The organism is Gelidibacter sp. (assembly GCF_053579655.1).
In genome coordinates this window covers 97,923-121,877 of the sequence record NZ_JBMDWE010000002.1, presented here as the reverse complement: position 1 = coordinate 121,877, position 23,955 = coordinate 97,923, and the positions used below count along the sequence as shown (strand labels likewise).

The 23,955-nt window shown below is 37.6% G+C and carries 18 protein-coding genes, 1 tRNA gene and 1 pseudogene; 8 read left to right on the top strand and 12 right to left on the bottom strand.

The features are described 5' to 3' along the window. Positions 1–54 precede the first annotated feature (54 nt). Positions 55–681: a response regulator gene (locus tag ACOH2D_RS01830; protein ID WP_348036003.1), complete on the top strand. Its 627-nt coding sequence runs from the start codon at positions 55–57 to the stop codon at positions 679–681. Between the two features lie 658 nt (positions 682–1,339). On the opposite strand, the gene odhB is transcribed toward ACOH2D_RS01830, so the two are convergent. Both odhB and ACOH2D_RS01820 read right to left on the bottom strand, forming a co-directional pair. Further along, positions 1,340–2,575, bottom strand: coding sequence for a 2-oxoglutarate dehydrogenase complex dihydrolipoyllysine-residue succinyltransferase (odhB, locus tag ACOH2D_RS01825; RefSeq protein ID WP_449534212.1), 1,236 nt, complete (start codon positions 2,573–2,575; stop codon positions 1,340–1,342). A 141-nt stretch (positions 2,576–2,716) separates the two neighbouring features. Beyond that, positions 2,717–5,476: a 2-oxoglutarate dehydrogenase E1 component gene (locus tag ACOH2D_RS01820; RefSeq protein ID WP_348036010.1), complete on the bottom strand. Its 2,760-nt coding sequence runs from the start codon at positions 5,474–5,476 to the stop codon at positions 2,717–2,719. 122 nt (positions 5,477–5,598) lie between these two features. Here ACOH2D_RS01820 and ACOH2D_RS01815 point away from each other — a divergent pair, with 122 nt between their 5' ends. After that, entirely contained in the window at positions 5,599–6,132 is a 534-nt protein-coding gene (locus ACOH2D_RS01815; protein ID WP_348036005.1) for an alpha-ketoglutarate decarboxylase, read from the top strand. A gap of 106 nt (positions 6,133–6,238) precedes the next feature. On the opposite strand, the gene ACOH2D_RS01810 is transcribed toward ACOH2D_RS01815, so the two are convergent. Together ACOH2D_RS01810 and ACOH2D_RS01805 are read right to left on the bottom strand one after the other, a co-directional pair. Next, positions 6,239–6,592, bottom strand: a complete 354-nt coding sequence (locus ACOH2D_RS01810; RefSeq protein WP_348036006.1) for a hypothetical protein — start codon at positions 6,590–6,592, stop codon at positions 6,239–6,241. Between the two features lie 6 nt (positions 6,593–6,598). Further along, a complete protein-coding gene (locus ACOH2D_RS01805; protein WP_348036007.1) occupies positions 6,599–7,573 on the bottom strand; it encodes a polyprenyl synthetase family protein in 975 nt (324 codons plus the stop codon). A gap of 122 nt (positions 7,574–7,695) precedes the next feature. On the opposite strand from ACOH2D_RS01805, the gene ACOH2D_RS01800 reads away from it, so the two are divergent. The 5 genes from ACOH2D_RS01800 to ACOH2D_RS01780 all read left to right on the top strand — a co-directional run bounded on the left by ACOH2D_RS01800 (position 7,696) and on the right by ACOH2D_RS01780 (position 14,956). Continuing rightward, positions 7,696–8,295, top strand: coding sequence for a TetR/AcrR family transcriptional regulator (locus ACOH2D_RS01800; protein WP_348036008.1), 600 nt, complete (start codon positions 7,696–7,698; stop codon positions 8,293–8,295). Positions 8,296–8,300: 5 nt separating this feature from the next. Beyond that, the gene (locus ACOH2D_RS01795) at positions 8,301–9,644 is read left to right on the top strand and encodes a TolC family protein (protein ID WP_449534211.1); all 1,344 of its coding nucleotides are present in this window, start codon (positions 8,301–8,303) and stop codon (positions 9,642–9,644) included. A gap of 198 nt (positions 9,645–9,842) precedes the next feature. Next, positions 9,843–10,196, top strand: a complete 354-nt coding sequence (locus ACOH2D_RS01790) for a GxxExxY protein (RefSeq protein WP_449534210.1) — start codon at positions 9,843–9,845, stop codon at positions 10,194–10,196. 79 nt (positions 10,197–10,275) lie between these two features. Then, a complete protein-coding gene (locus ACOH2D_RS01785; protein WP_449534209.1) occupies positions 10,276–11,463 on the top strand; it encodes an efflux RND transporter periplasmic adaptor subunit in 1,188 nt (395 codons plus the stop codon). After that, positions 11,456–14,956: an efflux RND transporter permease subunit gene (locus ACOH2D_RS01780; RefSeq protein ID WP_449534208.1), complete on the top strand. Its 3,501-nt coding sequence runs from the start codon at positions 11,456–11,458 to the stop codon at positions 14,954–14,956. The genes ACOH2D_RS01785 and ACOH2D_RS01780 overlap by 8 nt, the downstream gene beginning before the upstream one ends. Before the next feature lie 832 nt (positions 14,957–15,788). Here ACOH2D_RS01780 and ACOH2D_RS01775 read toward each other — a convergent pair. From ACOH2D_RS01775 to ACOH2D_RS01755, 5 genes are all read right to left on the bottom strand, one after another. Next, positions 15,789–18,107, bottom strand: a complete 2,319-nt coding sequence (locus ACOH2D_RS01775; protein WP_449534207.1) for an inorganic phosphate transporter — start codon at positions 18,105–18,107, stop codon at positions 15,789–15,791. A gap of 70 nt (positions 18,108–18,177) precedes the next feature. Further along, positions 18,178–19,380 (bottom strand): porin, encoded by a 1,203-nt coding sequence (locus ACOH2D_RS01770; RefSeq protein ID WP_449534206.1) that lies wholly within the window; start codon positions 19,378–19,380, stop codon positions 18,178–18,180. A 152-nt stretch (positions 19,381–19,532) separates the two neighbouring features. Then, entirely contained in the window at positions 19,533–20,165 is a 633-nt protein-coding gene (gene pth / locus ACOH2D_RS01765; protein ID WP_449534205.1) for an aminoacyl-tRNA hydrolase, read from the bottom strand. Between the two features lie 281 nt (positions 20,166–20,446). Then, positions 20,447–21,082: a 50S ribosomal protein L25/general stress protein Ctc gene (locus ACOH2D_RS01760; protein WP_348035966.1), complete on the bottom strand. Its 636-nt coding sequence runs from the start codon at positions 21,080–21,082 to the stop codon at positions 20,447–20,449. Positions 21,083–21,170: 88 nt separating this feature from the next. Next, complete coding sequence (locus tag ACOH2D_RS01755; protein WP_348035967.1) at positions 21,171–22,112, bottom strand: ribose-phosphate pyrophosphokinase; 942 nt, start codon at positions 22,110–22,112, stop codon at positions 21,171–21,173. A 155-nt stretch (positions 22,113–22,267) separates the two neighbouring features. Here ACOH2D_RS01755 and ACOH2D_RS01750 point away from each other — a divergent pair. Continuing rightward, a tRNA-Leu gene (locus tag ACOH2D_RS01750) sits at positions 22,268–22,349 on the top strand. Between the two features lie 596 nt (positions 22,350–22,945). Here the strand turns inward: ACOH2D_RS01750 and ACOH2D_RS01745 are convergent. The 3 genes and pseudogenes from ACOH2D_RS01745 to ACOH2D_RS01735 all read right to left on the bottom strand — a co-directional run bounded on the left by ACOH2D_RS01745 (position 22,946) and on the right by ACOH2D_RS01735 (position 23,876). Further along, on the bottom strand, positions 22,946–23,353 hold the full coding sequence (locus tag ACOH2D_RS01745; RefSeq protein ID WP_449534204.1) for a helix-turn-helix transcriptional regulator: 408 nt from the start codon (positions 23,351–23,353) through the stop codon (positions 22,946–22,948). Between the two features lie 24 nt (positions 23,354–23,377). Beyond that, a pseudogene (locus tag ACOH2D_RS01740) lies at positions 23,378–23,425 on the bottom strand (hypothetical protein); the annotation flags it as partial. Positions 23,426–23,447: 22 nt separating this feature from the next. After that, complete coding sequence (locus tag ACOH2D_RS01735) at positions 23,448–23,876, bottom strand: hypothetical protein (RefSeq protein ID WP_449534203.1); 429 nt, start codon at positions 23,874–23,876, stop codon at positions 23,448–23,450. Between the last annotated feature and the right edge of the window lie 79 nt (positions 23,877–23,955).

Below are 23,955 nucleotides of genomic sequence, written 5' to 3'. Positions count from 1 at the left end.
TTATTGCTATTATATAGCTATCTTTATACCTCCTAAAACTTCAGATTAAAACACATGAAAGCCTCTATCATAATAGCAGACGACCATCCTCTTATCCTTAAAGGATTATCCGATTTTTTAAAAGAAAAAGATTTCAATCTTATTGGAAGTGCTGTAAATGGGAAAGAAGCTTTCGAGATGATTAAATCCGATAAACCGGATGTCGCCATCTTGGACATACAAATGCCTTTTTTAACAGGACTACAAATTGCAGAAAAATGCAAAAACTTAAGCCTTTCTACCAGGATCATTCTGATCACTTTTGAAAAGGACGAAACGACCTATAAGAAAGCCAAAACTCTTGGAATTTATGGTTATGTCCTTAAGGAATTTGCATTGGTAGAAATCGAAAACTGTATTGCAGCTGTTTTGGAGGGGAAATCCTATTTTAGTCCAGAGCTCATCGAGTTTTTAGAAATTGTTGAACCTCCTGCAGAATGGGAATTGATGACACCTTCCGAAAAGGAAATCTTAAAACTTATTGCCAAAAACAATACTGGTGTTGAAATTGGGGAAATCCTTAGCGTTTCTACACGAACAGTCGAAAAACACAAAAGCAATATCATCAAAAAGCTAGAACTTTCCCACAAACAAAACAGCCTTTTAATTTGGGTAAAAGAAAATCAGGATTATTTCTTGTAATCTTAAGTAGAAATTTAATTTAAAGTTTCTAACCTCATAACCTTCACTAAGCCTCTAATTTAGCGTAAAAAAAGCAGCATACGCACCTTAAAATATTGTTTTTTTATAAGAATTCTTCCTTTTATTGAAATATACGTAAAGTTACGTATTGCATGATGTTGCATTATTGCTGATATTTGTAATGCTATTAATTCTTAGGGGAATTATTTTACGAAAGGCTCTGAATTGTCATTGATTCAGGGCTTTTTTAATTTGAGAACCTGAATAATCAACTTTTTTTCAAACCTCAAATACAACCAACTAACCTCTAGTGCTTTGCGATTTTAAAAGTCTAAATACGTAAAGTTACGTATTGTTTGGTCTTACATAATTACTGAAATTTACAGCAATAATTATAACACTATTTATGTGATTTCTTTGTGAATCCACGAATATAAGCCGATCAATAGAAGAAATCCAAATCTCTAAAAAGACCTATAAAAATCATGAAAAACAATCTTGAAGGTGGCAATCAACTATTAATCATCGGATTAATAATGAGCGCCATACTAATCATAACGGCAAACATTATTGTAGGTTTTTCTTAGTTATTAGTTATTCGAAAAAAGGGCTACTTAAAATTTTAAGTAGCCCTTTTTTATCATATTAAATATTCTGCTTACAGCTCTAATGCTCTCTTAACATCATTATCCATGAGTAACTCCGTTGGATTTTCAAGCGCATTCTTAATCGCTACCAAGAATCCTACACTTTCTTTCCCATCAATAATTCTATGGTCATACGATACAGCTAAGTACATGATTGGTCTAATTTCCACATGTCCATCAATAGCTACAGGGCGTTCTACAATATTATGCATTCCTAAAATTGCACTTTGAGGCGGATTGATGATTGGTGTAGATAACATACTACCAAAAACACCTCCATTAGAAATTGTAAACGTTCCACCGGTCATCTCATCTACTGTAATTTGTCCGTCACGAGCTCTAATCGCCAATCGCTTCACTTCGGCTTCAACACCTCTAAAGGTTAGGTTTTCTGCATTTCTAATGACAGGAACCATCAATCCTTTTGGTCCTGAAACCGCAATACTGATATCACAGAAATCGAAGCTGATCATTTCCTGACCATCAATCATAGAATTCACTGCAGGATATTCCTTCAATGCCTTAACGGCAGCCAAAGTAAAGAAACTCATAAACCCTAAACCAAGTCCATGTTTATTTTTGAAGGCTTCTTTGTATTCTTCTCTTAATTTGAAAATCGCAGTCATATCAACCTCATTAAAAGTGGTCAACATCGCTGTTTCGTTTTTGGCAGATACCAAACGCTCAGCAACCTTACGACGCAACATCGATAATCTTGAACGTGACTCTCCACGTCTTCCCCCAGTTGGTGTCCCCATTGAAGGCACCGCCTTAACGGCATCATCCTGAGTGATACGACCATCTTTTCCTGTTCCGGTAACATCTGAAGCAGACATATTTTTTTCTGCCAACACTTTTTTAGCTGCAGGACTTGCGGCACCTGAAGCATATGTTTTTGGAGCTTCTGCTTGAACTTTAGCAACTTCTTTTTCGACTTTTTTCTCAACAGCACCTTCACTCTCAGTCTTAGTGCCCTCTGAAGATTTGGAGTCAGCACCAGCAGGTTTCTCAGCAGAAGTGTCAATCAAGCAAACCACTTGACCAACAGCAACCGCATCACCTTCTTCTGCCTTAAGCGTAATAATTCCGCTAGCTTCCGCAGGAAGTTCTAAAGTAGCTTTATCACTATCTACTTCAGCAATAGCCTGATCTTTTTCTACATAATCGCCATCTGCAACTAACCATGTTGCAATTTCTACTTCTGTAATGGACTCTCCTGGTGAAGGAACTTTCATTTCTAAAATCATAGTTCTTATTGTTTTTGAATCCTACCTTCGCAGGAATCCTTTAATTTTATTTCAATTTTTCTTCTATTCTCTATAGTGATGCAACATTCGTTTTATGAATTTAAAATTCGCATCGTTATTGTTTTACCAATACTTAAATTCCTATCGTTGATTATTCTTTGTTTTATCAAACACAAAGTCAATCACTTCCTGATGACGACGTTTTGATCGCGTTGAACTTCCTGCCGCTGGCGCACCATAAGCACGTCGCGAAGCAATTCTAAACGACTTGGACTCTTCAAAATGCATCATTAAATAGCTATAGGCTCCCATGTTACGAGGTTCTTCCTGCGCCCAGACGATGTCATCGGCGTTTTCGTATTTTTTCATGATCTCACGCATTTCCTTCGCTGGCAATGGGAATAATTGTTCTATTCTTACCAAGGCAACATCATCTCTATTTTCACTGTCTCTAACTTCCAATAAGTCATAATAAAACTTACCAGTAACAAAGATCAAGCTTTTCACTTTTTCAACCTCAGCTTTTTGATCATCGATCAACATCTGGAAACTTCCATTGGCAAATTCATCTACCGTTGAAACCACTAAAGGATGACGCAATAAACTTTTTGGGGTAAAAACAATTAAAGGTTTTCTGAAGTTCGTTTTAACCTGTCTTCTTAATAAGTGATAGAAGTTTGCAGGCGTTGTACAATCTGCCACAAACATATTATCGCTGGCACACATCTGTAAAAAACGCTCCATACGTGCGGAGGAATGCTCTGCACCTTGGCCTTCATAACCATGTGGCAATAACATGACCAAACCGTTTTGAAGCTTCCACTTATCTTCAGCAGCTGAAATATATTGATCTACCATAATTTGGGCACCATTACTAAAGTCTCCAAATTGTGCTTCCCAAATAGTTAAGGTTTTAGGACTTGCCATGGCATATCCATAATCAAAACCTACAACACCATACTCCGAAAGCAACGAGTTATAAATATAAAATTTACCTTGATTATCACTGACGTGATTTAAAAGGACGATTTCCTCTTCACTGTCTTCAACTTTTATAACCGCATGACGGTGTGAGAATGTACCACGCTCAACATCCTGTCCTGACATACGAACATCATGACCTTCTTCTAAAAGCGTTCCATAGGCTAAATGTTCAGCCATTGACCAATCCAATTTGTTTTCATCAAACATCGTTTTTCTGGATTGAACTAGACGTTCTATTTTACGGATGAATTTTTTATCTGCTGGCAAGCTTGAAATAACATCAGCAATTTGCGATAACTTTTCTTTAGGAAAAGTAGTATCCACAGGCTGCATCATCATCGCTTCATCAGCATATTCAAAACCGGTCCACTCATCTTGCATAAACGGAGTGATCACTGTTTTTTCTTGCTTGCGCGAATCCTCCAATTCTTCCTCTAAGGAAGCTTTATAGGTTTCTTCAAGATTCTTAACAAAATCCGCGTCAACAATTCCTTCCTTCAGCAATTTGTCAGCATAAATATCTCTTGGATTTTCATGATTGGCAATGGCTTTATATAATTTTGGTTGGGTAAAACGAGGTTCATCACCTTCATTATGCCCATATTTTCTATAGCCTAAAAGATCAATAAACACATCACGCTTAAAGGTCATTCTAAAATCCAAAGCAAATAGCATGGCGTGAACAACGGCTTCGGCATCATCTGCATTGACGTGTAAAACTGGAGATAAAGTGACCTTAGCAACATCCGTACAATACGTACTTGAACGCGCATCAAGATAGTTTGTGGTAAATCCTATTTGGTTATTGACCACGATATGGATGGTGCCACCTGTTTTGTATCCATCCAATTTAACCATTTGAATGATCTCGTACACCAAACCTTGTCCTGCAATAGCAGCATCTCCATGCACTATAATTGGAAGTACTTGCGACGGATTGTCAGCGTATTTATCGTCTTGTTTTGCTCTGGCAATACCTTCAACAATGGCACCTACAGTTTCTAAATGAGAAGGGTTAGGCGCGATGTTCAGGTTTATTTTTTTACCGCCTTTTGATTCTCTATCACTCGTCCATCCTAAGTGGTACTTCACGTCACCATCAAAAACTTCTTGTTCGTAATCTTTACCATCAAACTCGCTAAAAATATCTTTAGCGGATTTTCCAAAAATGTTGATCAGGGTACTCAAACGGCCACGGTGTGCCATTCCCATCACAAATTCCTTCACACCCGCTTCCGCAGCATTTTCAATAAGCGCATCCAGGGCTGGAATTAAAGATTCATTCCCTTCAAGTGAAAAACGTTTTTGTCCGACATACTTGGTATGTAAAAAACTTTCAAAAGAAACAGCTTCATTGAGTTTGGTAAGTATGTGCTTTTTTTCTTCAGTTGAAAATTTAGGCTGATTATCATTTATGTTCAGTCGACTTTGAATCCATTCAATCTCCTTCGGACTTCTGATATACATATATTCCACACCAATGGAGGAACAATAAATCTTTTCGAGATGAACGATGATATTTTCTAAAGTCTGTGGTCCAGTTCCTAAAATCTCTCCGGCCGAAAATACCGTTTTGAGATCTTCTTGCAGCAGTCCAAAATTTTCAAGAGCCAAGGTTGGATCATATTTTCGACGCTCGCGAACTGGGTTAGTTTTCGTAAACAAATGCCCTCTGCTTCTATAGCCATCAATAAGTCTGATCACATTGAATTCCTTTTGCATGTGCTCAGGAATTTCTGGAGAGATACAAGATTCTCCTTCTGCGTAAGTTACTTCCCCGTTTTCAGAACCAAAGTCAAAGCCTTGAAAAAAGGCTCTCCAGCTAGGCTCTACAGTGTCAGGATGTTGTAAGTATTGATCGTATAAATCAGCAAAGTAAGCTGAATGAGCGGCATTTAAAAAGGAATATTTATCCATCATTTTTTGTAAAACGTTCAGATGTTTTAAATTTTTGTCAAAAATACAACTTTTAACAAAATAAGAATTGCTTTTAGTATATTTATATGATATAGCAGTATCTATAAACAAAATACAAATTTATGCCATTTTTACTTAACAGAAGCCTATTTACTTGCCTTATAATGCTTGTGTTTTCCCTTCACTCCCAAGCACAAATACAAACCGCCCAATCATCTTCTGATTTCTGGAATCATGTCCGCTTTGGCGGTGGGATTGGATTAAGTTTGGGTGATGGTTTTTTTAGCGGAACGCTCGCGCCAAGCGCTATTTATGAATTTAATAATCAGTTTGCATTAGGCATTGGTCTTAACGGCACTTATAACACTCAAAAAAATGCTTATAAATCGACTGTTTTGGGTGGAAGTTTGATTGGCTTATTCAATCCTATCCCTGAAATACAATTATCTGCAGAATTTGAAGAGCTGAACGTCAGTAGAAATTGGGACGACAGGTTCGCCATTCCCAAAGAAAACTATTGGTATCCAGCGCTATTTGTAGGTGCCGGTTTTAGATCGCACAATGTAGCTGTTGGTATTAGGTATGACGTTTTATACGACAAGGCTAAAAGTATCTACGCCGAAGCTTGGGCTCCTTTTGTAAGGGTTTATTTCTGATCCCATCCTAGCCTTCCCAAAGGGAAGGAACACTTATCTGTATGAAAGGGCATGCAACTTGATTTAATTAGGCATAAATAAAAAAGCCTTTCGCTTTGGGATGGTTTTATGAGGAGAATTTATTCCGATAATATACTTTTTGCCATTCACGTTTCAGAATTAAAAACGTGACGTTATCTGATAATTCTACAACATCATTTCCGTCCATCTGTTTTATTTTCTCTTCCGAAACATCAATGATATACAGCAAGTTCAAGTAATCCATGAATTTTTCCTGGATAAGTTGATAGACCTTTTCGTGCAATAGAAGCTTTAAACTTGTCGGCAATACATCAGAGGCAAATTCCAGGTCGATATTAGCCAAGGCCAAATCTTTATTAAGCTGAAGAACGAGCTTCGCATAAAGTTCTAACTGATTGGCTTTAGCGACCAAATCGTCGAAGGTTTTTAAATCTGTCATTAGTCCCTAAACTCTTCTATCCATTAAATCATGACCAAAATCCTTCAACACTTTCTTTTTGTTTTCAGGAATGGAAAGCTCTTCTAATACGGCAAAGGCTTTTTTAGTGTAATTTTCAATTTCCTTTCGCGTGGCATCTGCTGAGCCGCTGGATTGAAAAATCTGTTTTACAGCTTCAACTTTGTCTGAGGCATCGGTTGGACTGACACTAAACAAATGCTGCAATTGCAATTGGTCTTCAGAATTGGAAAATTCGATGGCTTTGATATACAAAAAGGTTTTTTTATTCTCGATAATGTCGCCACCCACTTGTTTTCCAAAAGTTTCCGGATCTCCAAAAGCGTCCAAATAATCATCCTGAAGTTGGAACGCTATGCCTAATAATCTTCCAAATTCGTAAATATGGTCTTGATCACTTTTAGAAGCCGAAGCCACTATGGCGCCCATTTTCATGGCGGCACCAACTAACACAGCGGTTTTAAATTCGATCATTTTGAGATACTCAGCGATTGAAACATCATCTCTGGTTTCAAAATCCATATCGTATTGCTGCCCTTCACAAACTTCCAAAGCTGTTTTACTGAACAATTTCGCCAATTCCTGAAAGGTTTTAGCATCATAATTTTCAAATAGCTGATAGGCCATAATGAGCATCGCATCTCCTGATAATATCCCCGTATTGATATCCCATTTTTCATGTACGGTTGGCTTGCCACGACGTAATGGTGCCGCATCCATAATATCATCATGTATCAAAGAAAAATTATGAAAAATCTCAACGCTTAAAGCGGCGTTAAGCGCATGTTTAAATTCCGCATTAAAAGCCTCGGCAGTCATTAAGGTCAAGATGGGACGCAAGCGCTTCCCTCCCAGTCCTAGGATATAATGTATCGGATCGTAAAGTGATGCCGGCTCTTGGGATGGCATCTTTTCCTCCAAATGGGCGATAAATGCGTTGTGATAAAATAGAATGTTTTGCATGCCGCAAAAATAAAGCAAATTCATTTAAGAAACGAAGCCAATGAGTTCAACATTAAAAAATTATTAAACCCTGGAAACTATTTTTGTTTTTAAAGTTTCCTATTGTACATTTGCTACATATTATGAGAGAAAACATTATAAATAAGGCCACGGAATTATTCCTAACACTTGGCTTCAAAAGCGTTACAATGGATGATATTGCCAATGAATTGGGCATATCAAAGAAAACTATATACGTCCATTTCGAAAACAAAACCAAACTTGTAGAAGCCACAACTTTAGAAATGTTTGAGCTTATTGCACAGGGTATTGATGAAATTTGTCACTTGGAGAAAGATCCCATTGAAGAAATTTACGACATAAAAAAGCTTGTTATGGAACATTTAAAAGACGAAAAGTCATCTCCCTATCATCAATTACAAAAATATTATCCAAAAATTTTCAATTCCCTAAGGTCTAAACAATACGGTTTGATGGAAGATTGTGTGGCAGACAACCTTAACCGTGGGATCACTCTTGGTCTATACAGAGACAATATACAAATTGAATTTATTTCCAAAATTTATTTTACCTGCATTATGGCCTTAAAGGACAAGCAACTGTTCCCGTTGATCAATTTTTCGATGAACTCCTTAATGGATCATTATCTGGAATATCACGTCAGAGGCATTTGTACGCCAAAGGGTCTGGAAGTTTTAATAAGAATCAACAATCAATCATAAATCTAATGAAAAACAAGTTTTATATAATTTTATTGACGCTATCGCCTTTTCTTGGGGTTTCACAGGAAGCACCTACAAATTTCAGCTTACAGGAAGCTATTGATTTTGCACTTCAAAACAATCGCAATGCCATCAACGCACAACGCGATATTGACGCAGCAAAAGCACAAAAATGGGAAACTACAGCTACCGGATTGCCACAATTAAGTGCCACAGTGGATTACCAAAATTTTATAAAACAACAAGTACAATTATTACCTGCTGAGTTTTTTGGCGGCAACTCTGGTGAATTTGCTGAAGTGGTTTTTGGTACCAAACAAAACATGTACGCGACGGCCACTTTAACTCAAAAAGTATTTGATGGCTCATATATTGTCGGATTGCAAGCGGCGAAAGTGTTTCTGGAAATCTCAAAAAACGCTAAGACTAAAACAGATCTAGAAGTCCGAAAAGCAGTCATCAACGCCTATGGCAATGTGTTGTTAGCAGAAGAAAGCGTACGAATCTTACAAAGAAACTTAGAAGTCCTTCAAAAAAACCTCATCGAAACCACAAAAATTGTTGAAAACGGATTGGGCGAAGAAGAAAGTGTAGAACAATTACAGATTACACTTGCTGGTATTGAAAGCAATTTGAACAATGTGAACCGCATGAAAACTCTGGCTTACCAAATGCTTAATATGACGCTTGGTCTGAACATCAATCGTAAAACCCTTTTAACCGACGACTTAGAGCGTTTAACTGAAGAAAACATTTCTTTAGGCTTGTTGGAAACAGAAGCTAATGTTGAAAAAACCATCGATTATCAAATTGCAGAAAATGATAAAATGACCAAAGAACTTATGTTAAAGTTAGAAAAAAGCAAAGCCTTGCCAACGCTGAATGCTTTTATCAATGGTGGTTATTCGGCCTTCAGTGATACTTTTAGCTTTGCACACAAGGATCAAGACTGGTTTGGATCCTCCTTATTTGGAGTCGGTTTAAATATCCCTATTTTCAGTTCCGGAATGCGCAGTGCAGCCACGCAACGTGCACAGATTAATTTGGAAAAGGCCAAAACTGATCTTACAGAAAAAGAGCAAACCATCGCCTTGGAAATTGCTTCCGCGAAAAGTGATTATCGATTTGCCATAGAAGATTACGATAACAAAAAGCAAAGTCTAAAACTAGCGGAGCGCATCGAAACAAAAAACCAGACCAAGTTTTTTGAAGGTATTTCTTCAAGTTTTGATTTGCGTCAGGCACAAATTCAGCTTTACTCCGCACAACAGGAATTTTTACAAGCGATGTTGAATGTAATTAAAGCTAAAGCGGATTTGGAGACGGCTTTGAATGTGGTAACTAACTAACCGCAAGGACGCAAAAGACTGCGCAAAGCACGCAAGGAAAAAACAAAAACCTTGTGACCATTGCAACAAAACCTTACGACCGATACATTAAAAAAAACCGAAAAGACAAAAAGAACTCTAAAAGTAAGATAGAATAAAGCGCAACGCCTTGCGACCTTTGCAAAAAAACCTTGCGCACCTTGCGTTTAAAAAATAAAAATGACAGAAAACGAAATATCTAAAATAGTCTTTGACTGCGCCATGAAAGTACATAGAGCATTGGGTCCTGGACTTCTCGAAAGTTCGTATGAAGCTTGTATGTTTTATGAACTAAGAAAGGCTGGAGTTCTGGTTGAAAAACAAAAGCCATTACCGCTGATATATGAAGATGTAAAACTAGAGGTTGGCTATAGAGTAGATTTGATCATAGAAAACAAAGTCATATTAGAAATTAAATCAGTTGAGGCATTAAATGATGTCCATACAGCACAAGTTCTAACCTACTTGAAATTATCAAGTTGCAAATTAGGGATGCTTCTCAACTTTATGTCGCTCTTATTAAAAACGGAATAAAAAGAATCGCAAATAACTTATAACAACAAACAATATCTTTTTAGCCTCGGCACCATTACACCCATTAAACCAATAAACTATGAAACACATACTCGTCATCTTAACCCTAAGCATTCTCTTTACCTCCTGTGGTGAAGACAAAAAAAACACCGTTGAAAAGGCTTTGGAAAGCAATAATCTTGAAATCATCAGAAAAAAAAGAGCTGAATTGGTGGATGAACAACAAGCCCTTAATGATAAAATCAAAATGCTTGATGACAAAATCTCCGTTTTGGACACGACCAAAAACATTCCACTGATTACAACCTTTAAGGCGAAAACAGAAGAATTCAATCACAAATTGGAACTGCAAGGGAATGTCACCACCAAAAACTTAATGACCTTGACACCGGAGTACAATGGAATTCTTACCAATATGTATGTGAAAGAAGGACAGCAAGTGAGCAAAGGACAAACCTTAGCTAGAATTGATGATGGTGGCTTGAGTCAACAATTGGCACAACAACAAATTCAATCCGATCTGGCCCAAACAACCTTTGAGCGTCAAAAAAGATTATGGGATGAAAAAATTGGTAGTGAAATTCAGTTTCTTCAGGCCAAATCGACGTACCAAGCGCAACAGGAAGCAGTCAATCAAATACAGCAACAAATAGCCAAAACGATTGTCAAAGCTCCTTTTTCAGGAACTATTGACGCTGTGATCACTGAACAAGGTAGCGTTGTTGCAGCAGGTCAAACGCAGTTAATGCGTATCGTGAACTTGGATAATATGTATATTGAAACTGAAGTTCCGGAGCGTTATATCAACAATATTACGGAAGGGAAAAATGTAGAGGTCAATTTCCCTGTGCTAGGCAAAACTTTTACCGCTAAAGTGCGTCAAACCAGTCATGTGATCAATCCTACCAACCGAACATTTAGAGCAGAAGTGGCCATTCCTAACAAAGAGAAAGACCTAAAACCAAATCTTACCGCACGTCTTAAAATTAACGATTACACCAATGAGAATGCCATAATGATTCCGCAAAGCATCATTTCTGAAAACGCCGAAGGAGAACAATATGTGTATGTTGTGAAGGATAAAAACGCCAAAAATCAAGGCACGGCTTCCAGAGTGATCATCAAAACTGGACGTACACAAGGCGATAATATTGAAGTTTTAGAAGGCATCACGGATAATGTCGAATTAATTCAAGAAGGCGCCAGAAGTGTAAAAGACGGACAAACCGTGGAAGTACTAATCATTGACAACAATAAGAATGACTAAGAAGAAAAAACAAGTGGACAAGGAATTTGGCTTGTCTTCATGGGCCATCACCAATAAAACGACCATGTACGTCCTTATTGTCGTGATCTTTTATTTAGGGATTTCTGCCTTTTTCAAAATGCCTCGGGAGAGTTTCCCAGAAGTTAATATCACGAAAATTTTTGTGAGCTCCATTTTCCCTGGAAACACCGCAGAAGATATTGAAAAACTCATTACGGATCCTCTTGAAGATAAGTTAAAGACCTTGAGCAACGTGGTAAAAATCACCTCAACTTCTCAAGAAGACTTTTCTATGGTGGTCGTTGAATTTGATGAAAATATTACCGTAGAACAAGCCAAACAGAAAGTAAAGGATGAGATAGACAGTGAAATTTCTAGTGAAGACTGGCCAACATTTAATGATGCTAAAGTTGACCCCAATGTTTTTGAAATGAGTCTTTCAGAAGAAATGCCAATTCTTAACATCAATATTTCAGGAGATTATACCGTCGAAAAACTAAAAGAATTTGCCGAATACCTTCAAGATGAAATTGAAGACATTCAAGAAATTAAAAAAGCCGACATTCGTGGCGCTCAAGATAAGGAAGTAGAAATTGCGGTAGACATCTATAAAATGATGGCCTCCCAAGTGACCTTTAATGACATCATAGGAGCCATAAAAAGTGGTAACGTGACCATGTCTGCAGGAAATTTAATTTCAAGTGGACAACGACGTACGATTCGTGTTTTAGGCGAAATTGACTCGCCAAAACAATTGGAGGATTTTGTAGTAAAATCAGAGGATGGCAAGGCCATTTACCTTAAAGATGTTGCCACCGTTACTTTTCAAGAAGAAGACAAAACAACATTCGCCCGCGAATTCGGACAGCCGGTCGTCATGTTGGACGTTAAAAAACGTGCAGGAAAAAACATGGTCGATGCGGTTGAGCAAGTGAGGGCCATTATAGAGCATGCGAAGACGGAAGTTTTCCCACAAGATCTAAAAATCACGATTGCCAATGACCAATCTTCCGTCACTATAGCTCAGGTAGATGATTTAGTCAACAACATCATTTTTGGAGTCATCTTGGTGGTTACCGTCTTGATGTTCTTTTTAGGATTTAAGAATGCGATTTTCGTCGGATTTGCGATTCCGATGTCGATGTTCATGTCCTTAATGATCTTAAATTTATTAGGCCATAGTTTGAATACCATGGTGCTTTTTGGGTTGATTATGGGTCTCGGAATGTTGGTGGATAACGGGATTGTCGTGGTTGAAAACGTCTATCGCTTGATGGATGAAGAAGGCATGAGCCGATTAGAAGCTGCTAAAAAAGGGATTGGAGAAATCGCCTTTCCTATCATTATCTCAACAGCTACAACCGTGGCAGCCTTTATTCCCTTAGGATTATGGCCAGGGATCATGGGCGAATTCATGATGATTTTACCAATTACTTTATCGGTAGTTCTAGGTTCGTCATTATTTGTTGCTATATTTTTCAACTCTGTTTTGGTCTCACAATTCATGAGTATTGAAGATAAAAACATGCCTTTAAAACGCATTATTATCACTACAAGTGTGATGGTAATTATCGGCTTGATCGTGTTTTTTACAGCTGGAGAATATCGTGCCCTTGGCACCTTAATGATATTTACGGCGATCATGCTTTGGGTATATCGTTTTTTCCTAAGAAAATGGGCCAACAACTTTCAAAACAGTTCCCTTGTTAAATTAGAAAACTGGTATGAACGCCAATTGCGTCGCTCACTTTCGGGAAGAATGCCTTACATTTTAAGTCTCGGAACTCTAGCCTTGTTGATTTTGGCCTTTGTGGGTTTTGGCGCTTCTTTATCTTCAAAACGCACCAAAGTGGAGTTTTTCCCTGACAATAAACCGAATCAAATCATTGTCTACATTGAATATCCGCAAGGTACGGCTATAGAAAAAACAAATGCCATCACAAAACAGATTGAAAAACGTGTTTACGCGGTTTTGAATGATAACCAATATAAGGAAGGTGATTATAACTTTATGGTAGAAAGTGCCGTCTCCCAAGTTGGTGAAGGTGCTGGCGACCCGCAGGCCGATATGGGTTCAGCTGCTGAAATGCCTCATAAAGCAAAGATAACCGCCTCTATGCGCGAGTATAAATACCGAAAAGGTGCTGACAGTGAATTGTTGCGTCAAAAAGTTCAGGAAGCCTTGGTGGGCATTTATCCTGGTGTTTTGATTTCGGTGGAAAAAGATGCCAATGGGCCACCGGTTGGCGCGCCTATTAACATCGAAATTCAAGGCGAAGATTATAACGAATTGATTTCCACAGCCGAAAATATGAGGGAATTCATCAACGCGAAAAACATCGCGGGTATAGATGAACTTAAAATTGATGTCAATAAGGATAAGCCAACCATGCGCGTGACGATTGATCGCGAAAAGGCTGGCGAACTTGGCGTTAGCGCCTCTCAGATTGGGCAGCAATTGCGTAATTCCATCTTTGGAGCCAAAGCGGGCATCTATAAAGAAGGCGGCGATAATTTTGATATTTACGTGCGTTTTAATGAAGCCAACCGCTATAATACCAGTGCGCTCTTCAACCAAAACATAACTTTTAGAGATAATAAAGGACAGATTAAGAACATCCCTTTATCAACCCTCATCAAATATGAGAACACCTCTGGTTTTAGTGCGATAAAACACAAGGGCACCAATCGTGTGGTTACCTTATATTCGGCATTAGCTCCGGGATATACCGATGCAGGTGCTATTGTAGCTCAAATTCAAAATGAAATGAAAAGCTATAAAGGCATGCCTGATAAGATTAAAGTGGATTACACCGGACAAATTGAGGAGCAACAAAAGCAAATGACATTCCTGTTGGGTGCTTTTGCAGCAGGTCTTGGATTGATATTTTTCATTCTTATATTCCAATTTAACTCGATTTCAAAACCAGCAATCATTATGTTGGCCATCTTTTTAAGCTTTATTGGTGTATTTGGAGGGATTGTTATTACAGGAAGCGCCTTTGTGATTATGATGACTATGGTAGGAATTATTGCCTTAGCCGGAATTGTGGTCAATAATGGGGTGGTCCTTTTAGATTATGCCGAATTACTCATTGAACGAAAAAAATATGAACTCAACCTTGAAAAAGATGATTATTTAGAAGTTGAAGATCTTTACGAAAGCATTGTAAGAGCGGGTAAAGCACGTTTACGTCCTGTTTTATTAACCGCCATTACCACCATTTTAGGATTGGTGCCTTTGGCTATTGGCCTGAATATTAACTTCTTTTCACTGTTCAAAGACTTTGACGCCGATATTTACATGGGCGGAGATAACGTGGTCTTTTGGGGACCTTTGGCATGGACTGTGATATACGGATTGCTGGTTGCAACATTCCTTACATTGATCGTCGTACCAATCTTATTTTTCTTAGTCACTAAGTTTAAAATGTGGCTGCGAGTAAAAATAAAATCTGTCAATAGGGACTTGGATCAAGAGTTGGCAGAATAAGGTCAAATTATAGCATTAAAAGGGCTAAATGGCAGTGTTCATTTAGCCCTTATCTTTTTGATAACACTATGGTCCATAAAAGAATTAAGACCGCTCCGCTGATAGAACCAAGAACAAAGACTAAACACGTAATTAATTGAAAATATGGGCTGTGAAATTCATAATTAGAATGGATTATGATGTTTTAGAAATAGTTTTCAAAAACCGAGAAATGAAGGAGATGAGGATCAAAAACGTTGAAAGAACTTATTGATCACTATTTTTAGAAGATCAACGCAACTTTAATCGGACAACAATGATTTGATAAATGTTTTACATAATCTGATTTGCTTCTTCTAAGCGTAGTTTATCCTATTTTGACTTAGAATTCTTGACTTAGTAATCCTTATTTAAAATTAAATGATTTGTTTGCCTTTTGGGCTTATGATTCATACCCACTTTGATCATTATGCTTCTTGTTGAGTTAAAATCTAATTTCCCCTCATTCTAAAGGAGGAATGACCTCTGCTTCAACATATAAGCAGAAGATGAAATGGTTTTCAGTTTGATTTTAAATTATCACACCTCTCGGGTATTTAGAACCTGAGAGGTTTTGTGATTAATAACCCTTCCGTCTTTAAGCCTTTTTCTGGGCTTAAATCGACCTTCCCTTGAAATAAGGGAAGGAAGTTTATGGTTTAGATATATTTTAAGGTTTAGTTACAGATTCGTCTTCTCCTCCTCGAACATTGAGCCTGTCTAAATTACCGACAGAACCATCCAATAAAAAAAACACCCTTAGCGGACAAAAAGTCAACTAAGGGTGTTTGGGTTTATAAAAGTTAAAAGCAACCTACTTCTTAGGCTTATCCGGAGCCTGTGCAGGCCTTACCGAACTGTCATGGGCCTTATGATACTCTTCCAATAAATTCATGGTAGCGGTTAACAAATCTTTGGTTTCTAGTAAGATTCCAAAATATAGCGTAGTGTTTTTAGGACTCGATTCCTCTGAACGTGTACGCTCCACTTGTTTTTGGATTTTATCCGTAACAAGGCTTATAATTTCCGCTTTTCTACCTAAAATGATACCAATCTCGTCAAAGGACAGGGATTCAAAGGCATTTTTTGTGTTTTCAAAGAAACGCTCAAAACGCGCGTCGACTTCCTTTAGCTCCTTTATTTGACTAAACTTTAATTTTTTATGGTTGTTGTGGACGTGTTTATGGCTTACTTTAGAAATGTATTCTAAAGACTGCGTCATATCCTGCAAATACCCTAAAATATTGATATAAAAGTTACTGGCGCTAACACTCGAATCATCTAAATTCTTGATAAAGTAAAAGATATTGTCACGCAATTCGTCAACTTCATCCGATAGTTTCTTAACCTGCCTCTTATTCTTCTTTAATAACGAAAGGTCTTGCAGAGCCAACCCATTAATAGAGTTAGTGTAAATTCTGTTACCGCGTTTAATGACATTGGAAATATTTTTTGCACTTTCATGAATCACGCCTTGTACAGAGCTGCTTTCTGTTTTATTCAAACGATCTTCAGCTTTGTTCTCCTTCACTTTTTCGTTAAAGGAAATGGAACTTCTGATGAGTAAACCTAAAGCTACTACTAATAAAATCGGGAACATGACCGTGATATTCAAATTCAGCAAATAAGCCACTAATGCTGCTGCCAAAAATGCACTGAATGCGGTGAAAAACCAACCACCAATAACATTGAGCACACCCGCAACTCTATAAACAGCACTTTCTGCTCCCCAAGCCCTATCCGCTAATGATGACCCCATCGCGACCATGAATGTTACGTATGTTGTGGACAACGGCAATTTCCAAGACGTTGCAACAGCAATCAATACACCGGCAACCATAAGATTTACAGCGGCTCTTACCAAGTCAAAAGATGGCAATTCGTGTACTTTATCTCTCGGCAATTGAATTACAGGGATCTCAAATCGTTTATCAATCTTCTCTTCCCATGACTTTGGTAACACATAGGAGGCTGCTTGCGACACTCCGATTGCTAGCCTAACGAAAGTTCTTGACAAAAAGTTAGGCTCAAAGCGTTCTTTAGTATCTCCTTGGCTCGAAAGATCGATTTCTGTTTTCATCACATTTTTAGCTTTCGCAGAAAACCAAAGCGTCAATATCATCACAACACCTGCTATGAACAAAAATAATGTAGGCGTTGAAGCTGATTTACCCAAGCTTGTCATCGAAAATTCTGAAGCAGAAAGCCCCAGCGTATTCACCGCCGGACTCATAAAATCAGAATAGGCCTGAAATGCAGCCATAGAAGGCCCAATAAAGTTAACTAAATCATTTCCTGCAAAAGCTAAGGCCAATGCAAAAGTACCAACCAAAATAACTAATTTATAAATATTCGTCTTCAAAAACTCCATTGCAGCGTACGACAATATCGTCCAAAAAACGAAGCTGATTACTATGATATACTCTGCTTGACCCTCTAAAAACACCTTTATGGTCGTCCCTCCAAAAATATCGAAAGTTTGATCAGCAAAGCTAGTGCCACCAATACCTTTTAGAAAGATGAAATAAGTCATGGATGTCAAAGCGAAACCACCAAATAAAGCACCTACCCAATTGGCTTTTTTTTCAAAATCGTAAGAAAGCAATAACCTTGCAACCCATTGCACAAGTGCCCCAATAGAGAACGCTATAACCACAGAAAGTAATATTCCAAACATGATTTCCGATACTTTGTCTGTATTGATATAGTCGAATACCGCTGAATAACTATCGCCATTATGACTGAGTTTAATCAGGGTCATCGCAACAGCCGCTCCAAGTAATTCGAAGACAATAGAAACCGTGGTAGAAGTTGGCAGTCCAATGGTGTTAAAGAGATCCAACAGTAAGATATCTGTAATCATGACCGCCATAAAAATAATCATGATTTCATTGAACATAAAATGTTCAGGAAGAAAAATACCATTACGAGCAATTTCCATCATGCCACTCGAAAATATCGCGCCAATTCCAATTCCAAAACTGGCCACAATCATCAACGTTCGGTATGAAACCGCTTTTGAACCCATGGCTGAATTCAAAAAGTTTACCGCATCATTGCTCACCCCAACCACCAAATCAGCAACCGCTAAAATGGCCAAGGCAATCATCATGTAAAAATAAATATTATCCATAAGTTAGTTTAAACTAGTTTGCAAATATCCTTACAGTTTTCAAGAGCAATGTTACCTCAATGTTAATTTTTTAAAAATCGATGGCAAATTGCAGTCGCCACATGAGTTGATCGCTTGATGTATTCATCGCTAAATAGCTCATATCGGTTTGAACTTTCAATTTATGGCCTAAAATATATCTCGAAACCCCTAAGGTGTACTGGTTTTCAAGATCTCTTCCCGTAATAACTTGGTCAAATGCGATGTTGGTAAATCTTGCTGAAACTTCCCAATTGTTTACAAATAGGTAACCTGCCTGAAGATTCAGCCCTTTTCCTATATTAACCTCATCTCCTGTAAGCGAACCATCAGAATTTTTAGCGAATGGATCAGAAGCGGTTCTGTGAGCATATTCGCTCATAAAAGAGAGTCCTTGGTACTTAAACATGGCATCCACGACCAAAGTAGAAATATTACTTTTATGAAGACCGGTATCCGTAACCATATAAGCACCTTGATTACTCCGCGTTTTAACCGCATCGTTATTGAAGTCATAACTAATAGCTAAAGCCAGCTTTGGAGTGCTTTCTCTATAGACATCACCACCAACATAATCACCTTTTTTAGTAAATTCACCAAATGGAAGCACTTCAAGTTGAGAGGTATATTGAAAACCGCCGAGATTACCAGTTGTAACATTTCGGCCTTCACCTTGAGATAAAGCAAAAGCTTCCTTAACAATAAACTTCTCAGAAAACTTAAAATGATGTCTTAATTGAATTCCAAGATCTCTATCAATCGTAAAATTACTATCTAATAGTGAGCGATCAACAAACTGAAGATTAGTTGATGAAATGACATGCTCCCTATTGCCTGGAAGTTTAGTTTGACCAAACCACAATTCGAAGTTGTCATAAAAATTCCATTTCATGACCGCATCCAAAATATAGCGAGGCGCATTGGAGGTATATACGGAAGCTCCAGACATATCTCTATTAGAAAGTCCGAGTGCTATTTTATAAGTTAATTTGGGCGAGTAGGCAAATCCATCCAATTTTAGGCGGGCTCTTCGGATCAAAAAATTAGATTCTACATCCGAAAAACTGCTGTTCTGTTCCTCCCATTGTGCCATGCCTTGAAATTGGAGTTGAAATCCGACTTTCATTGCCCAGGTACTATCTTTTCCCTTGAGATTAATGAGCCCGTTTCCAAACTTGGGAGCATCCGTTTCTTGTGCATAAATAACTGAAAAGACTGAAAAGCACAATAATATTAGTACGAGTTGAAGTTTCATGATCTGTATAGTTCGTATGCAAAGAACTGACTTTAATATTTCTTAAACATTAAAGTTTTTAAAATAATTATAGACGATTAGATTCTATGATAGAATAAATATGCACCACAACTTATTATATCTCACATCAAAAACTGGTAGATAAAATCCAGTTATTGCCCATTAAACGTATTCATGGTAATATTGATACCCGCCGTTCCAAATGATTTTATAAGCTCAATGGATTTATCCAGACGTTCATCCAATTTTGATTCTTCTTCAGGCGTCCATTCTCCCAAAACATAATCTACTTGCCTGCCCTTACTAAAAGCGTCACTGATCCCAAATCTGAAACGATTGTAGTTGGTGGTTTGCAATTTATCCTGTGTATCCTTTAATCCGTTGTGGCCACCGTCACTGCCTTTCGTTTTTAGACGAATGGTTCCAAAAGGCAAATTAAAATCATCGGTAATGACCAATAAGTTTTCGAGAGGAATATTCTCTTTGGTCATCCAGTATTGGATGGCCTTCCCACTCAAATTCATATAGGTATTGGGTTTTATTAAAATAAACTGTCGCCCTTTAAATTTATAGACCGTGACGTCTGCTAGTTTCTGGGTTTCAAAACTTAAATCTTCCTTTTTCGCTAAATGATCTAAGATTTTAAAACCAATATTATGTCGGGTATTGGCATATTCACTACCAATATTACCTAAACCTACAATGAGATATTTTTTCATAATGTCTTCTTCAACCAGCGTTGAGTTTTTTGAAAATTTAAAAAGAGAGTTTAAAAACCTCAGCATACACGAAATATTTTATGGCATTTCTTAAAGCGAAATAACAATGATTTCTTTGAAAATATAAGAATTATCCTCACAAATGATTTGGTGCAGGGCAAAAATAAAAGGAATTAAACCCCAGTGCAAACCTTAGACCTAGAAAGTTGAGATTTCAAGAAAAAGCGGATGAGTGGAACTATCTTTTTTGACTGCGTCGCTTTACAACTTATCAAAACTGAGTTTCATTAATAAAAAAAAGCATCCTGAATACACAGAATGCTTTAAAATATATGGTGAAGCAAGATTTACTCTTGACCTTCTGAAGTTGCTTCTGCAGCTGCTTCCGCTCCTCCTTCTAGTTCTTCTTCTTCCTCTGAATCAAATTCAGCAACACTTGCTCTAGAACGTCTCACTTGACAAACTACAGTATTGTCTGGGTGCAAGAATGTAAAGTCTGGATTAGGCAATTCAGTAATATACATTTTACTTCCAATTCTTAAAGGTGTAATATCAACCTCAATAAAATCAGGTAAGTTTGCAGGAATTGCTTTTACTTTAAGGTGACGTTGGTTTTTACGTAACACACCACCATTTAATACTCCTCTAGAAGATCCGATGAAATTAACAGGGATTTCCATAGTAATTTCTTTATCGTCAAATAACTGATAGAAATCTATGTGTAAGATTCTGTCTGTTACTGGGTGAAATTGGATGTCTTGCATAATTGCATTAAGCGACGCTCCGTTTTCTAAGGCAATCACAACTGTATGCGCATTTGGCGTATAAACCAGTTTAGAAAAAGCCAATTCAGGTGCTGAGAAATGCACTGCTTTGTCTCCTCCGTATAGTACGCAAGGAACCTGGCCAGCATTACGTAAGGCTTTTGTTGCTTTCTTGCCTACGCTTTCTCTTGGAGATCCATTGATTGTAATTGATTTCATTTTTGAAAATTATTTATTAATTATTACTATTATTTATTATTGTTAATCCCACTCTCTCCTTTCCTTTGGGAAGGTCGGGATGGGACTACTACATTAAAAACTTAGAGCTGATCGATTTATTGTAATGTACGTTGTGCATTACCTCAGCAAATAACTCAGCACAGCTGAGAACTCTAATCTTATCGCTTTTTTGTTTTAAAGGAATTGAATCGGTAACGATTAGTTCTTGCAATTTTGAGTTTTCCAAGCGTTCATAAGCATTCCCCGATAAAATAGGGTGCGTACAAATAGCTCTAACGCTCAAGGCGCCACGTTCCATCATCAAATCGGCAGCAGCGGTCAATGTTCCGGCGGTATCCACCATATCATCTACCAAAACCACGTTTTTACCTTTGACATCGCCAATCAATTCCATATGTGAAATGACATTGGCTTTTTCACGTTGCTTGTAGCAAATCACGACATCACTTTCCATAGCTCTTGAATAGGCATAGGCTCTTTTAGAACCGCCCATATCAGGAGAAGCAATGGTCAAGTTTTCGAGATTCAAACTTCTCAAATAAGGTAAAAACACGGTAGATGCAAATAAATGATCTACTGGTTTTTCAAAGAACCCCTGAATTTGATCCGCATGTAAATCCATAGTGATAATACGGGTTGCTCCAGCTGCTTCCAGCATTTTCGCTACTAATTTAGCAGCAATCGGCACTCTTGGCTTATCTTTTCTATCCTGTCTTGCCCAACCAAAATAAGGTAGCACTGCAGTAATATGTCTCGCTGAAGCACGCTTTGCAGCATCAATCATCAATAACATTTCCATCAAATGTTCAGGGCCAGGATGTGTTGATCCAATGATAAAAATACGCGTCCCTCTGATGGACTCTTCGTAAGAAGGCTGAAACTCACCATCACTATACGTGGAGGTAATGACATTTCCCAAAGACACACCAAAGGTCTTTGCTATTTTCTCAGCAAGTTCTGTGCTCTGTGAGCATGCAAAAATTTTGGCTTCTGGAACAAAGTTAGGCATCGGTAAAAGATTGTTTTATAACGAATTAATGCTCGTTTTATTTAACAGGCTGCAAATTTAAACATTTATTTGGACAGAAAAAGTATAAAAGTGAGATATTTTAGTTGTTTGTAGAAAAATATTTTATAGTTTTGCAGTCTTATTACCGAATACATGCTCAAGTGGTGGAATTGGTAGACACGTTGGATTCAAAATCCAATGTCGCGAGACGTGTGGGTTCGATTCCCACCTTGAGTACGAAAGGCTTCAACAGAAATGTTGGAGCCTTTTTTTATTTTCATAAATAACGGATCAAGGAATATTGTTGGGGAGGAGCACAAATTACAAATTACGCATATAATTTGGTCAGTCTATAGAGGAAGAATTTATAGGCGTTGATAGGCTTCTTTATAAGCCACAAATTACATTTAACATCTATGGCATTAACGTGCCTTTACCCTGCCTTTATCCTGCCTTTATCCTGCCACTTTCTAAGCATCAAAGAGGAGCTTCTTTAGGTTTTTGACTTATTCTAAAGCTGGTTATATAGATGGCTGTATAAACACTGCAAAAAAGTAGTTGTTATTGTGGTACAAATTGACCCAATGTTCATTTAACGCCTATTTGAGAGTACTATTCATTGGCTGTAAATTGTGTTAAACCCCTTTCCATATTACTTGCCGTGCAGGACGCATGAAGGTTTCGGCCGAAAAATATTTCCAAAAAATTACCCAGATAGAAAAACGAAATGGAATTGGCTACCCTCTGCAATTCCAACATACTTTCAATTTATTACAAAAAGCCAACCAGATCACTGCACGGTCAAGTCCGTCAAATTGCTTGACAGCTGAATGTCACTTTATGCCGTGAATTGGTTTAACTAAGCCATGACTATATGCCTTAAACGCATTTTCTAATTCCGTCATGATATCATTTCTTACAAAATCAGGCTCTAAAACCTCCACCAAGCTTCCATATTTCAACAATTGCTGCTTCAGCTCAAAATTGTAGCTCACAAATAATTTAATGGTGTAAAAGCCGTCTAAACCATCGGCGACCTCTTCTTGTGAGCGGTGCAGCTTCAAGGATTCCAAATAAGGCTTCTGGCTGGCATGAAAACGCAGAACCATGCGTGTCGGTTTATGATCACTAAAATTTAAACCAATAGTATGAGATAGTTTTTTGTTAGCTTCTTCCGTTTTGTTTTTAAAAGATGGCTTATCTAAAACTTTTAAATCTGCGAGTCTATCGAGACCAAACACCCGAAAACCTTGATCATTTTCTCCTACGACATACCATCTGTTTTGATATTCTTTAAGTAAATGCGGTTTTATAGCATGAGTCTTGGGATCTTTTCTATAGGTATGATAAAAACTGGTGCTGAAAACTAATTTCTTTTCGGTTTTTTATCGCTTCCAAAATAACATCAAAATATTGGAAATTCTTAACCAAACTGGTTTCATCCAAGGACAGATATTTATGGGTCTCTTTCTCTAAAGTGACGCTTTTATTGAGCAAGTTTGATAAGGCAATCCGTTTGAAGAGATTGGTTAAGAAAGAAAATTCTTCTGTGTTTTCTACCTCTAACTTATAACCTTTGGTTTTGACGTTGTGAATTTTAAATCCAAGGTCAACCAAAAATTTATAATCTCTATTTAAGGAAGAGGTCGAAAAATTTAAGCCTTCCCTTTTCAGCGCAGTTTCTATTTGCTCCCAAGTTACCAAGCCACCATCCTGTGACAAGAGCTCCAAAAAAACTAAATACCGCCGAATGTCTTTACTCATAATTATTGATTTTTTTACTTTCCCATTATCTGGGAAAGCTACAGATTAACTTTGTTTCAAACAATAAAAAACAATGCCT